13 protein-coding genes and 1 tRNA gene are annotated in these 13,489 nt (G+C 58.0%); 9 read left to right on the top strand and 5 right to left on the bottom strand.

Going from position 1 to position 13,489, the window contains the following annotated elements; translation table 11 throughout:
• Positions 1–12: 12 nt before the first annotated feature.
• Complete coding sequence (locus tag MARHY_RS05755; protein ID WP_014420964.1) at positions 13–636, bottom strand: TIGR04282 family arsenosugar biosynthesis glycosyltransferase; 624 nt, start codon at positions 634–636, stop codon at positions 13–15.
• Entirely contained in the window at positions 633–1,337 is a 705-nt protein-coding gene (locus tag MARHY_RS05760) for a TIGR04283 family arsenosugar biosynthesis glycosyltransferase (RefSeq protein ID WP_014420965.1), read from the bottom strand. The genes MARHY_RS05755 and MARHY_RS05760 overlap by 4 nt, the downstream gene beginning before the upstream one ends.
• A gap of 73 nt (positions 1,338–1,410) precedes the next feature.
• On the opposite strand from MARHY_RS05760, the gene MARHY_RS05765 reads away from it, so the two are divergent.
• From MARHY_RS05765 to MARHY_RS05780, 4 genes are all read left to right on the top strand, one after another.
• Complete coding sequence (locus MARHY_RS05765; RefSeq protein ID WP_014420966.1) at positions 1,411–2,511, top strand: FAD-dependent oxidoreductase; 1,101 nt, start codon at positions 1,411–1,413, stop codon at positions 2,509–2,511.
• Between the two features lie 37 nt (positions 2,512–2,548).
• Entirely contained in the window at positions 2,549–3,049 is a 501-nt protein-coding gene (locus MARHY_RS05770; protein WP_014420967.1) for a CinA family protein, read from the top strand.
• Positions 3,050–3,206: 157 nt separating this feature from the next.
• Positions 3,207–4,250, top strand: coding sequence for a recombinase RecA (gene recA, locus MARHY_RS05775; protein WP_011785554.1), 1,044 nt, complete (start codon positions 3,207–3,209; stop codon positions 4,248–4,250).
• 32 nt (positions 4,251–4,282) lie between these two features.
• On the top strand, positions 4,283–4,744 hold the full coding sequence (locus MARHY_RS05780) for a flavodoxin family protein (protein WP_014420968.1): 462 nt from the start codon (positions 4,283–4,285) through the stop codon (positions 4,742–4,744).
• Here the strand turns inward: MARHY_RS05780 and MARHY_RS05785 are convergent, their stop codons facing one another.
• Complete coding sequence (locus MARHY_RS05785; RefSeq protein WP_031210250.1) at positions 4,745–5,122, bottom strand: PilZ domain-containing protein; 378 nt, start codon at positions 5,120–5,122, stop codon at positions 4,745–4,747. It abuts the gene before it with no gap.
• Positions 5,123–5,360: 238 nt separating this feature from the next.
• Between MARHY_RS05785 and MARHY_RS05790 the strand changes: the two genes are divergently transcribed.
• Genes MARHY_RS05790 through MARHY_RS05800 form a run of 3 tightly spaced genes read left to right on the top strand, consistent with a single transcriptional unit; the run spans position 5,361 to position 10,048 of the window.
• Positions 5,361–7,769 carry a Lon protease family protein gene (locus MARHY_RS05790; RefSeq protein ID WP_011785551.1) on the top strand — a complete coding sequence of 803 codons (2,409 nt, stop codon included), beginning with the start codon at positions 5,361–5,363 and terminating at the stop codon, positions 7,767–7,769.
• A 38-nt stretch (positions 7,770–7,807) separates the two neighbouring features.
• Positions 7,808–8,428, top strand: coding sequence for a response regulator FixJ (gene fixJ / locus MARHY_RS05795; protein ID WP_014420970.1), 621 nt, complete (start codon positions 7,808–7,810; stop codon positions 8,426–8,428).
• Between the two features lie 51 nt (positions 8,429–8,479).
• Complete coding sequence (locus tag MARHY_RS05800; RefSeq protein ID WP_014420971.1) at positions 8,480–10,048, top strand: ATP-binding response regulator; 1,569 nt, start codon at positions 8,480–8,482, stop codon at positions 10,046–10,048.
• Between the two features lie 3 nt (positions 10,049–10,051).
• Here the strand turns inward: MARHY_RS05800 and MARHY_RS05805 are convergent, their stop codons facing one another.
• Entirely contained in the window at positions 10,052–10,927 is an 876-nt protein-coding gene (locus MARHY_RS05805) for a MaoC family dehydratase (protein ID WP_014420972.1), read from the bottom strand.
• 236 nt (positions 10,928–11,163) lie between these two features.
• On the opposite strand from MARHY_RS05805, the gene MARHY_RS05810 reads away from it, so the two are divergent.
• Both MARHY_RS05810 and MARHY_RS05815 read left to right on the top strand, forming a co-directional pair.
• On the top strand, positions 11,164–12,195 hold the full coding sequence (locus MARHY_RS05810; RefSeq protein ID WP_014420974.1) for an AraC family transcriptional regulator: 1,032 nt from the start codon (positions 11,164–11,166) through the stop codon (positions 12,193–12,195).
• 118 nt (positions 12,196–12,313) lie between these two features.
• Positions 12,314–12,390: transfer RNA gene (locus MARHY_RS05815), tRNA-Asp, on the top strand.
• A gap of 23 nt (positions 12,391–12,413) precedes the next feature.
• Here the strand turns inward: MARHY_RS05815 and MARHY_RS05820 are convergent.
• Positions 12,414–13,460 carry an AraC family transcriptional regulator gene (locus MARHY_RS05820; protein WP_014420975.1) on the bottom strand — a complete coding sequence of 349 codons (1,047 nt, stop codon included), beginning with the start codon at positions 13,458–13,460 and terminating at the stop codon, positions 12,414–12,416.
• Between the last annotated feature and the right edge of the window lie 29 nt (positions 13,461–13,489).

A 13,489-nucleotide genomic window follows, 5' to 3' on the forward strand; every position in this document is an offset into this window, starting at 1 on the left:
CCGGTCAGTCACTCAGGGCATCATCAGTCCGGGATAGTCTGTCGCCAGCCTTTGCAGGTCAGCCGGTTCGTCGACGTCGTTCAGGGTTTCGCTCTCCGCCAGCCGCCACCCCAGGGCCGCCAGACGCTGTCGGGTGATGGCGGCCACCTGTTCGGTACTCCAGGGTATATCCGTGAAGAGGGTCGGGCTGAAACGCCGGAGCCCCAGCAGGGCATAGCCGCCGTCGGCGACCGGACAAAGGCAGGCATCGTGGTTCAGGAGGTCGCCGGCCATTTGCCTGAGTCGGTTGGCGTCAAGATCCGGGCAGTCTGTTCCGATCAGGATCACCGGTAAGCCGGCTGTCAGGGCGTGTCTGGCGGCTTCCGCCATGCGATGGCCCAGGTCACCGTCAGCCTGGGAAGACAGGATGGCTCGGTCCCCAAGGTCCAACTGTTGCCAGTATTCTGCCGCAGGATCCGGGCTGACACAGAGCTCCACCGGGCCGATATTGGCGTCGAGGGCCTGCGCCAGAGTGTGCCGCAGCATGCGGTCTGCCAGCCGGGCGGCACCGGCCTCGCCCAACGCCGGGATCAGGCGGGTTTTTACCTTTCCAGGTCGGGGTTCTTTGGCGATAACAATAATACGTGTCTGGTTCATCGGTAACGGGCTGCCAGTTGGTCTGCGGGAACGCCGCGCCAATAGGCCCAGCGCAACTGCCACATTAAAAAGATCGTCCGCCAGCCGCCGCGCTGGTCCCAGCGCCGGCCGGAGGTGACCACTCTGTCACTCAGACACACCGGGGGCGTGATGTGTTTCAGGCGTTTGCAGATTTCCACATCTTCCATCAGTGGTTGTTCCGGAAAGCCTCCGACCTGCTCGAACAGGGTTCGAGTCATAAACAGGGCCTGATCGCCCGTGGCGATGCCGGTCAGTCTTGAGCGCAGGTTCATCATGGCGCCAACGATCGGCAACAGGCGGGAACGGCCGTCGATACGAACATCAAAACGGCCCCAGCTGGTTTCTGAGCGTGCCAGGTGAGTCATTACTTGCGTGTCCGCATGCTCCGGCAACCGGGTGTCCGAGTGCAGGAATATCAGGAAAGGCGATTGGCTGCTGCGTGCTCCAGCATTCATCTGGGTTGCGCGTCCGCGGGCAGAGCGAATCAGGGGAAACCCCCTCGCTTCAATGAGACTGTCCGATTTGTCGTCGCTGCCGCCATCCACCACAATGATTTCGGCGCCCCGCTGACGCCAGATTTCCAGGTGGCTCAGCAGTGATTCGATACCGTCGATCTCGTTGAGAACGGGGACGATGATCGCCATCCGGGGATCTTCTTCGCGTATTGGGTGTCGCAACATGGATTTTGGTGGCCTCCTGAGAGGAGCATATCAGAGCTCGGGGTGGTGAGCATGGCAGGCGGGAGATGAGGTTATGAAACGACTGGTTTTGCTGGGTGCCGGCCACGCTCACATGGTGGCGTTGCGTCAGTTCGCGCGCGAGCCGTTGCCGGAAACTGAGCTGGTGGTGGTGTCACCGTCCCGGTGGCAGTACTACTCCGGGATGATCCCGGGCTGGCTGGCCGGGCACTATCGCTTCGATCAGTGTCGTGTCCTGGTCGAGCCCACGGTGATCGCCGCCGGTGGCAGGCTGGTGCTCGATCGGGCTGTTGAATTGCGGGCAGCCGAGCAGGAGGTCGTGTTGGCAAGTGGTGAACGGGTGCCCTACGATCTGCTCTCTGTCGATGTTGGATCGGCCAGTGACAGTGCCGTGCTGAACGAGCCGGACAGCATGATCCTCGGTGTTAAGCCCGTCGAAAGATTTGCTGAAGACTGGCCGGCAACCGAAAGATCCCTGCGCGCCAGAGCGCGCCCGCGCATTGTTGTTCTTGGTGGAGGCGCTGGAGGTGCGGAGATCGCTATGGCCCTGGCCCGGCGATCAGCGGACTGCGACCAGGCGGGCGTTGTTCTGGTGGCCGGCAGCAATGGTGTAGTGCCGGGCTTTCGTCCCCGCTTTCGCCGCCTGGTGCGGCGGGCGCTGATGCGCTGCGGTGTCGAGATTGTTGAGGAGTATGGCGAACCGGTGGTTGATGGGGTCCGGTTGGCTGGTGGGCGACGAATGCGGGCCGATGCGGTTCTGGTATCTACCGGTGGCAGGGCTCTGCCCTTTCTGGAAGCCAGCGGCCTGGCCGTAGACGAAGCCGGTTTTGTCAGGGTAGACGCCAGCCATCGCAGCACGTCTCACCACAATGTGTTTGTGGCCGGAGATGCCTGTAGCCGGGTTGACCAACGGCTGGACCGTTCCGGGGTACACGCGGTTCGTGCCGGGCCGATACTGGCCCGCAATCTTGCGGCTGCGATATCGGGTAAACCGTTGGTGCGTTTCTATCCGCGCAGGTTTTCGTTGTACCTGTTGGCGGCGGGAGACTGCACGGCGATTGGTAGTTATGGCCCCTTGACGTTTTCGGGCGCCTGGGTCTGGAAGTGGAAAGACCGCATTGATCGCGGATTTGTTGACAGTTTTCCCGGAGCCTGAGACTGGCGACGGGCATTATAGGAAACGGGAGAACCGTATGAATGTGACCGACGGACAATTGGCCAAGGCTGGTGACGCGCTGGCGGCGGCGCTTGAGCGCAGGCGGATGACCATCGCTACCGCTGAAAGCTGCACCGGTGGCTGGGTGGCCAAGGTGCTGACTGACCGGGCGGGTTCGTCCGCCTATGTTATGGCGGGTCTGGTGACCTACAGTAACGCCGCTAAGCAGGCCATCCTTGGCGTACAAGCTGATACTCTGGAGCAGTGCGGGGCGGTCAGTGAACCGGTGGTGCGACAGATGGTGACAGGTGCCATACGTGCCACAGGCGTGGATATCGCTGTCGCTGTCAGCGGTGTTGCCGGGCCGGGTGGGGGTAGTGCAGACAAGCCGGTTGGTACGGTCTGGTTTGCCTGGGGCAGCCGGGCTGACAACACCGAAGCCCGGGTAGCGCATTTCGATGGCGATCGGGATCAGGTGCGCCGGCAGTCGGTTTTGTATGTATTAGAAGGAGTTACCGGATTTGTCGAAACCCTGTGAGGATTTTCACCTTTCCGGGGGTTGGTCTCCTTCTGGCCATATGTTTTAATACTGTTCAAATATACAGGAAAACACTGGATGGCTATTCAGGTTTTCTCCGGATTCTGCCGCATTGGCCAACAAGGTTGAGCGGCCCTGGTAACGAGGGTTTGCAAGAATGGAAGATAACCGCAAGAAAGCACTCGGCGCAGCGTTGAGCCAGATCGAACGCCAGTTCGGTAAAGGTGCTGTAATGAAGATGGGCGACCAGCCCCGTGAGGCGATTCCTGCCGTATCCACCGGCTCCCTTGGGCTGGATGTTGCTCTGGGCATTGGTGGTCTTCCTTACGGCCGGATCGTTGAGATTTACGGCCCGGAGAGCTCCGGTAAAACCACACTGACTCTGCAGGTTATCGCGGAAGCGCAAAAACAGGGTAAAACCTGTGCCTTTGTGGATGCCGAGCACGCACTGGACCCGGTTTATGCGGAAAAGCTGGGTGTTAACGTTGATGAGCTGCTGGTTTCCCAGCCGGATACCGGTGAGCAGGCGCTGGAAATTGCCGACATGCTCGTGCGCTCGAACGCGGTGGACGTGATCATAGTCGATTCGGTAGCGGCCCTGACCCCGAAAGCGGAAATCGAAGGCGAGATGGGCGACAGCCACGTGGGTCTTCAGGCTCGCCTGATGTCACAGGCACTGCGCAAGCTTACCGGTAATGTGAAGCACGCCAATTGCCTGATGGTGTTCATCAACCAGATCCGTATGAAGATTGGTGTTATGTTCGGTAGCCCCGAGACCACCACCGGTGGTAACGCCCTGAAATTCTATTCCTCTGTGCGTCTGGATATTCGCCGTATCGGTTCGGTGAAAGACGGCGACGAGGTGGTGGGCAACGAAACCCGCGTAAAAGTCGTCAAGAACAAGGTGTCGCCTCCGTTCCGGCAGGCGGAGTTCCAGATCATGTACGGCAAGGGCATCTACCACATGGCGGAAGTGCTCGACATGGGCGTGAAAGAAGGCTTTGTGGACAAATCCGGCGCCTGGTACGCCTATAACGGCGACAAGATCGGCCAGGGCAAAGCAAACGCTTGTAAGTTCCTGGAAGAGAACCTGGATATCGCCAATGAAATCGAGGCTAAAGTGCGTGACAAGCTGATGCCCAAGCCGGTCAAGAAAGAGACGGCGGAGGCTCCTGCTGAAGCTAATGGCGAACTGCTATAAATTCTAAAAAGAGAAAGATAGGGAGGCGTGACATGAAGCGACTGCTGATTGTGGCTCATGCCCCGTCTCCGAATACCCTGAGATTACGGAGCGCCATCGAAAATGGCGCTCGTAATCCGGACATCGAAGCGGTAGAGGTGGTGGTAAAGGCGCCTCTCGAAGCTGGCCCCGAAGACATCCTCGCATGCGACGCCATCATCCTGGGCACCACGGAAAACCTCGGCTACATGTCTGGCGCCCTGAAAGACTTTTTCGACCGCAGCTACTATCCCTGCCTGGAGAAAACCCAGGGCCTGCCTTTTGCCTTTTATATCCGTGCCGGCCATGATGGTACCGGGACCCGCCGAGCTATTGAGACCATAACCACAGGGCTGCGCTGGAAGCTGGTGCAGGATGCACTGGTATGCCGGGGTGAATTCCGGCCCGAGTTTGAAGAGCAGTGTTACGAGTTGGGTATGGCAGTGGCGGCCAGTCTTGACGCCGGCCTGATTTGATCAACTGGCGTAGCGGTTGTAGAAGCCTTCAATACGGGACAGTGCGTTGTCCATCGTTCGTGAGTAGGCATTTTTGTCCAGGCAATAGGCAAACTGCAGACTGACCCGATATCCCGCCTGGTAGGGCTGGCAGGCGATAACCCGGGCGCCGACCCGGGATTCACTGATGTACTTGCCCTCGATATCAAGAAACAGTCGCACACCTACATCCACCGGTCGTGGGCAGAGAACCGCCATACCATAGCGGTTCATGTCCAGGCAGGTAACTGCCACAGGCTGTTTGCCACGGCCGAAGAAACCGCGCTCACGCAGTTGAACCCTCAGGCAGGACGCCGGAAAACGATCCTTGATGCGGCGATCTGCGGAATTATTCGTCATGTTTTCAGTCATCACGTGTCTTGTACTTGTTGTGGCCGGATTCCGTCCGGGAGATGAAGTGTAGTAATCGACGGCTTGCATGAAAAATGACCACGGCCGGATTTGTGACCAAGTTGGCACTTGCAGTCGGCTCTGGCCCCTTTCGATAAAACCGGACGAGGTACGCGACAGACCCGGCCCCAGGCACTACAATGGCGGGCCTGAAATCCGACAAAACTGACCGTTACGGGAAGCCAATTTGAAGTCTCTGCCCCTGCATCAGCTGTATAAAGCCTGCGTCCTCAAAGACCTGCCATTCAAGACCACAAGGCAACTTGAGCCCCTGGCCGAAATCGTGGGCCAGAACCGTGCCCAGGAGGCCGTGCGCTTTGCCCTGGCCATGCCCCATGGCGGCTACAACGTCTATGCCGTGGGTCGGAATGGGCTGGGCAAGCGAACGATGATGCTGCGTTACCTTGAGCATCATGTGGACACGCTGCAGCAAAGCCATGACTGGTGTTATGTCGCCAACTTCGAGGAACCGCGTAATCCCAAGCTGTTGCAGCTGCCGGGAGGTATGGGGACCCAGCTGAAGCAGGACATGGAAAAGCTGATGACCCGGCTGGTGAAAACGATCCCCCAGACTTTTGACAGCGACAGCTTTCTGGAACGCTCGGAGCAGTTGAAGAATGATTACGGCAAGAGGCAGGAAGATGAGCTGGCCAAAGTGGCTGCCCAGGCCAAACGGAAAAAGGTAAGCCTGACGGTAACCACCCCCGGTGGCTATCGCCTGGTCGCCATGAACGGCGACGAGCCTCACACGGCGGAAAGTTTCCAGGCTCTGACCGAGGAGCAGCGGGACAAGTTTGAGGACTCGATCAACAAGCTTGAGAAGAAGTTGCGCCAGGCGTTGCGGAAAATGGCGGACTGGGAACAGGAATATGCCGACAAACAGCAGGCTCTGAACCAGGAGACCCTGGAGGGTATCTCCGGCCATCAGATTGACGAGCTGGTGGAGAAATACCGTGAACAGCCCGATGTGGTTACATACCTGGAGGCGGTTCGCAAAGACCTGGTGGATAACCTGGATATCTTCCTGGAAGACGACGAGGAGCAGGCTGCCATTGCCTGGGCCGCACTGGACAAGAGAATGCCCCGGCGCTACCTCATCAATGTGCTGGTGCATCAGAAAACCAATGAAGTACCGGTGGTGGTGGAAGATAATCCCACCTATCACAATCTGTTCGGCTATGTGGAAAACGTGACCTACAAGGGCACGGTCTTTACCGACTTCTCTCTGATTCGGGCCGGAAGCCTGCACCGGGCCAACGGTGGCTATCTGCTGATGGACGCCATCAAGGTGCTGGAGCAGCCGTTCGTGTGGGATGGTCTGAAGCGCGCATTGCGATCAAAATCTATCCAGATCAACTCCCTGGAGCGGGAGCTGACCCTGTCCGGCACCATTTCCATCGAGCCGGAGGCGGTTCCTCTGAACGTCAAGATTGTGTTGTTCGGCGATCGGGAAACCTGGATGCTGCTGCAGGAATACGATTCCGAGTTTGCCGAGCTGTTCCGGGTAACGGCGGATTTCGAAAACGAGATGTACCGCACCGAAGAGAGCCAGTTGCTGTACGCCAAGTTCATCTCCAGCCTTGTGGTTGAGAAGAAGCTGTTGCATTGCACCAACAAGGCGGTGGCTCGCATTATCGAGCATAGTGCCCGCATGGCTGACCATCAGGACAGGCTGTCGTTGCATGCCGCCGACATCGCCAACCTGTTGCGAGAGTCGGATTTCTGGGCCCGCCAGGCTGGTGCCAAGCTGATTTCTGAGGTACATGTGGAACGTGCGCTGGAGAGCGCCCGTTACCGCAGCAGTCGCATCCGTGATCAGTTCTATGATTCCATCCGGGACGGTTCCACTCTGGTGACCACCACGGGCACCTGCGTAGGTCAGGTAAACGCGCTTTCGGTATTGTCCACCGGTGGCTTCGAGTTTGGTTTGTCCAATCGTGTGACCGCAAGCTGCTACTATGGCGATGGCGGAGTCATGGACATTGAGCGCGATGTGAAGCTGGGAGGCAATATCCACTCCAAGGGCGTGATGATTCTGAGTTCCTGGCTAGCCTCTCATTTTGCCGTGAACGATCCCATGCACCTGTCTGCCAGCCTGACCTTTGAGCAGAACTATGGCGAGGTGGATGGCGACAGTGCCTCGTTGGCGGAACTCTGTGCGCTGATTTCGGCCTTGTCCGGCATTCCGGTGCGGCAGGATCTGGCCATTACCGGCTCTGTTAATCAGTTTGGCGAGGTTCAGCCGATTGGTGGTGTGAACGAAAAGGTGGAAGGCTTCTATGCCACCTGTGAGCTTAAAGGTGGTCTGACCGGCAGCCAGGGTGTCATCATTCCAACCACCAATGTCCAGAACCTGATGTTGGACAGCGAAGTGGTGCAGGCGGCCCGGGCAGGGCGGTTTGCCGTGTACCCGGTTGCCCGGGTGGAAGAGGCGATTACACTGTTACTGGGCAAGCCGGCGGGCAAAGCCGATGAGAAAGGCAGGTACCCCAAGCAGAGTGTTTTTGGCATTATTCAGCAACGGCTCGAAAAAATGCGCGAGCATGAGCGGCAGGAGCACGCCCGGGACGATCATAAAGATCCGTCCATTCACTGACCGGCACCATAATAAAACGGACAGGAGAGTACAGATCCATGACTGAGATCCAGCAAACTGTGTACGTGGTAGAGGACGATGAAGCCGTTCGTGATTCACTGGAGTTGTTGTTGAAATCCGATAGCAAGCCGGTGAAAACCTACGAAAGCGCCAATGCCTTTCTGAAGGACTATTCCGACAAGATGGCCGGCTGCATCGTGCTGGATATACGTATGCCCGGGATGGATGGCATGGAGCTTCAGAAGAAGCTTAACGACAAGCATTCGATCCTGCCCATTATCTTTGTGACCGGCCATGGCGATGTGCCGATGGCGGTGGATGCCATGAAAGAGGGCGCCGTGGATTTCATCCAGAAGCCCTACCGTGAAGAGGCCCTGCTGGAGAAAATCGAGGCGGCCCTGGAGCAGGATCAGGAACAGCGTAAATCCCTAGACGAAAAACAGGAAATCATCCGCCGGGTGAAGAGTCTGACGCCCCGCGAGCGGGAAATCATGGACCGCATGATTGCAGGCCAGGCCAACAAGGTCATCGCCATTGAGCTGGAAATCAGCCAGCGTACCGTGGAGATTCACCGTTCCCGCGTAATGCACAAAATGGGCACGCATTCCCTGGCCCATCTGGTACGTATGGTCCTGTCCGTAAAGGACCTTATCGACTAGGACGGCCGGCACCGTCATCATGTCCGAACGTTTTTAACCGGCCGTATTTCTATGACTGAAACTGTCAGTGAGAACTCCGAGGTGACGGTTCTGTTGGTGGACGACAACCCGCAGAACCTGAAGGTCCTCTACGAGACCCTGAAAGACAAAGGCTACCGTTTGCTGATCGCCAACGAAGGCGAGAAAGCACTGGACCTTGCCCACCGACACCACCCCGAAGTCATCCTTCTGGATATCATGATGCCGGAAATGGACGGCTATGAGGTGTGCGAGCGCCTGAAAGCCGACCCGCAAACGGCCGACTGCGCGGTGGTGTTTCTGTCGGCACTGGATGATCTGCAGGCCAAGGTAAAAGGTTTTTCTCTTGGTGGCGCGGATTACATTTCCAAGCCTTTTCAGTCCCAGGAAGTGATTGCGCGGGTGAAAACCCACGCCCAGGTGATTCGCCTTGAGCGCGAATTACAGGCCCGGAACCGTGAACTCCAGGGTGATCAGGCCCGGATTCTCAATTCCATCAGCGAGGGCATCTACGGCCTCGACGAGGATGGCATCATTGAATTCGCCAATCCCGCTGCGGGCATGATCATGGGCTGCCCGGTTGAAGACCTGATCGGCAAGAGCTTTTTTGATCTGCATTTTTCCACCGCGTCAGATTCGGAAGACAACCTGCCGGTGATGGCTACCTGCCGGCAAGGCGTGGCCGAAAACCAGCGCGATATCCGCATGCTGCGGGCCGACGGTTCCGGTTTCCCCGCGGAGTATCGCTCAACGCCAAAGCTGGATGACGAAGAACTCCACGGTGCGGTGGTGGTGTTCCGGGATATCACCACCGAGCTGGAAAACGAGCAGGCACTGGAGGATGCCCGGGCCATGGTTCAGGAGCAGCGGGATCAACTGGCCCACACCTCCCGTTTGAGCACCATGGGTGAGATGGCGGCGGGATTTGCCCACGAAGTCAATCAGCCACTGACGGCCATCACCAATTACGCCCGTGTGGCCAAGCGTATGATGGGAAAGGAGCAACCGGATCTGGGTTTGCTGCAGGAAACCCTGGACAAGGTTGAGGCTCAGTCCCATCGTGCCAGCGAAATCATCCGCCGGATCCGGCGATTCATGAAAAAACCTGCCACCGGTAAGGAAATACTCTCGGTTCCCGGTTTGCTGGAGGATACCCGCCAGTTTGCCGAGGTCGACATGCGCAACAACGAAGGTGGCATCGAGGTACAGGTAGAGGATTCGCTGCCGGATGTGCTGGCCGACCCCATACAGGTGCAGCAGGTCGCCCTGAACCTGATACGCAATGCCCTGGAAGCCACCCGCAGTGCCGGCGCGGCAACGCCGGTTGAAGTGAGCGCCCGCCGTTGTGGCGACCACTGTGTCCGAGTTCAGGTGCGGGACCATGGCATCGGCGTCGCCGAAGAAGCCGAAGAGAAACTGTTTCATCCGTTTCATACCACCAAGGACGAGGGTATGGGGATCGGATTGGCCACCTGCCGCTCCCTGATTCAGGCCCAGGGCGGCGAAATCGGATACGAGCGCCCGGACGATGGCGGCGCTTGTTTCTGGTTCACCCTGCCTGTTTCCGGAGCCGAAGGAGAACTCTGCGCTCCGGAGGAATAAGCGCTACAGCCAGTCGATGCGCCCGGTCAGATGCGGGGCATCGCCTTTCGCATTCAGTAACTGGAAATCCCAGCCATCCTTTCCTGTCTGCCAGTTGAGCATCGCGTTTCCCGGCAGCAGCAGGGGTTTCTTGAACTGACAACTGGCCCGCACCGGGCCATCCTTCCAGCCCTTCTGATTCTCCAGCAGCGCCAATGCCCGTGCTTTGCTCCACATGCCATGGGCAATGGCCCGTGGAAAGCCGAAGGCTCTGGCGCTCAGGGCATGCATGTGGATCGGGTTTCGATCCCCCGAGACTTTGGCGTATTGCCGGCCCAGGTTTTCCGGGGCTTTGATCGCTTCGGAGAAGGGATAGGTTTCCAGCTCCGGTTTCGGTTTGGGGCTGGTTTTACCGGGGCCGTTGGTTATCCGGAACAGGTTGGTGCTGACTTCCTCCCAGATCAGGCGTCCTGAGGCTCTGGCTTCCGTAACCAGGTCAAATTCCAGGCCCCGGTCGGTGCGTTTCTGGTTGTCGAGGATAACCTTGAGATCCAGATTTTCGCCTGCGGCCAGAGGGCGATGCTGGGTGATGCTGTTTCTCAGATGGACCAACCCCAGCAACGGCAGCGGGAATGCGGGTTCGGTCAGCAGCTTAAGGTGCAGGGGGAACGCCAGGATATGCGGCCAGGTCACTGGCAGGCGGGTTCCCGGCTGAAAACTGCAGACTTTCATATAATCGCGGAGCGCGGGAGAGTCCGTTGTAACGCCCAGAAGACTGGCCTCCAGCCTCGGAATCTGCACCGCTTCGGGGTGGTTCTTTCCGGATTTCGGCAGCAGTGCCTTACCGTACAGAGGCAAGAGGGCAGGGGGCGTGTGGTGATAAACCAGTGGCGCGGACATCGTAGCGTTCTCCTTGGTCGGCCCCGGGGCCGGCATCCATGTGCATGTCTTGATGGCAATGTGATTTTATATTGGGCGTTGCCAATTTCTGGTACAACTGTGCGTATGTGGCCTGATATGCTCTAATGTACGACGAAAGTCTGGCAAACCCGGCCAGATCTGGCATTGACCTGGCGTGCTCCGGGCCCTGTCCGGCGGGTCAAAGTAGTAACCAATAAATAAAAAAGCGGGATACTATGCAGGAACTACGTGATGCAGGCGTGATGCTGCGCCTGATATACGAGGCGATGAAGCGAAGAGGTATTGATACCGACGCCATCTTCAGCCGCCTTGGCGTTAACGAGCAGTACGTATACACGGATCAGCTAAGGACTCCCCACAGCGCCCAGCTCTATTTCTGGCAGGCGGTGGAGGATGTATCCGGTGACCCCGACGTTGGTTTGCACCTTGGGCCATTGCTCCCCGCCTACAAGGGGCAGGTACTGGAATACCTGTTCCTGAGTAGTCCGACGTTTGGCGAGGGGTTGCGCCGCGCCCAGAATTATCAGCGCTTGCTCAGCGATGCCGCCAACACGGATTTTTTCGTGGCTGGCGATGAAGCCTGCATGGTTCTGGATACCGCCTCAGACGATGTTCGCCGTCTGAAACACTTCAATGAGTGTTTTGTTCAAGGCCTGATTACCTTCTTCAAATCCATTACCGACGGCAATTTCTACCCATCCCGGATTGAGTTCGAGCATGATCGGGAGCAGGGTCAGGACCATGTTCGTGAGGTGTTGGGGTGTGAGGTGGTGTTCGGTGCCGAGGAGAACCGGCTTTACTTCCCCGCCGAATTGTTGTCCCATGCATCGCCTCATGCGGAACCCGAACTGTTGGCCCTGCATGAACGCTTCGCCAGTGAGCAGGTGGCCCGGCTCGAGAAGAAGGACATTGTTGGCCAGGTGGAGCGCATCATCGCGGAATTGCTCGATAGCGGCGAAGTCACGCTTGATGCCGTGGCTGAGCGTTTGGGGATCAAGCCCCGGACCCTGCGAACCCGGCTGACCGAGGCCGAGACCAGTTTTAATCAGGTATTGGCGGATTTCCGCTACCGTCTAGCACGGCAGCTACTGGCCACCACCGATGAATCCATTGATGAAATTGTCTACCTGACAGGCTTTTCAGAACCCAGTACGTTTTATCGGGCGTTCAAGCGCTGGTCTGGCATGACACCGATTGAATACCGCAAGACCGCCCAGGGCAAGGATGCAATGGTTGATGCCATGTAAGTGGCGATTCAGGCAAATCTGAAAAAAGTTTGGGAAAATCGTTGACATAAACGAGGGCCTCTTTATAATGCGCCCTCGTTGTCACAGAGCAGTCGCAAGACAGCTCAGGCAGCTACGCGGAGCGGTAGTTCAGTTGGTTAGAATACCGGCCTGTCACGCCGGGGGTCGCGGGTTCGAGTCCCGTCCGCTCCGCCATTTTTACCTCCCCTGAAGTCTTCTCAGTTTTTCCTGATCCTCAGAATCTTTCGATGTTCACCCGGGCTGATGCCATACCATCGCTGGTATGCCTTGTGAAATGCCGGTGGGTTGGCAAAACCGAGCAGCCAGGCAATTTCTGCCAGCGAGCTGTCGGTTTCCTTCAAGTAATCCCAGGCCAGTTGTTGGCGGGTAGTGTCCAGCAATTGCCGGAATCCACTGCCTTCTTCGGCCAGCTGTCGTTGCAGTGTCCAGGGCGTCAGGCCCATTTTTGCGGCCAGAACGTCCACCGACACCTTGCCACCCACCAGTAATGGCGCCATGTGATGGCGGGCGCGATCGGTAATTCTCCACCCTCGCTGGATTCGCTGCAGTTCCTGTTCGCACAGGCTCACCAGTTTCTCATTCATGCCTCTCTGGGCCTGTGCCGGTACCAGTTCCCAGATTGAAGCCTTGATCCTGATATCGTTTGCCGGAGCCCCGAATTCCACAGGGCATCGGAACCAGCTCTCGAACAGGTCGTCCTGGCCAATGGATGGGTACTCAATCCGGACACGCTCCAGTACATCGTAGCGGCCAGTCATGTGTCGAATCAGTTGGGTCCAGGCGGCCAGCACAGAATCCACGACAAAATAGTTGTATTGGTTGTAGGGGCGAATGGAATAGAAGCTCACGGTTTTCATTGCGCGCTGAAAGCTGGGAGCCCCGCGGGAATTATGGCTGGTGAGGAGTGAATATCGCACCAGCAATTCAAGTGCCCCGGCGACTGTCCCGGCGGTTTCGGCGGCGAGCCCCGCGATGCCGGCGTCGACCGGGCGTGACAGCGCCCCCATGCGCAGCCCCAGCGCCGGATTCCCCGTGGCTTTGATAGCGGCGTGGCCCAGTCGCATGAATCTGGGGATGCTGATACGGGCATCGACGGCTGCCTGTTCCGGAGCGCTCAGATGGAACCGTGCTTTCAGCTGTTCCGCATCTCCACCTTCGGCAGCAACGGCCCGCAGTAGTACGGACACGTAGAGCAGGCTGATATCGCCCAGAGCATTCCGGGCCGGCGTTCGGGATTTGATCATGGGCCTATTATTGATGTTGTTCAGGGATA

Source organism: Marinobacter nauticus ATCC 49840 (genome assembly GCF_000284615.1).
GTDB classification, from domain to species: Bacteria; Pseudomonadota; Gammaproteobacteria; order Pseudomonadales; family Oleiphilaceae; genus Marinobacter; species Marinobacter nauticus.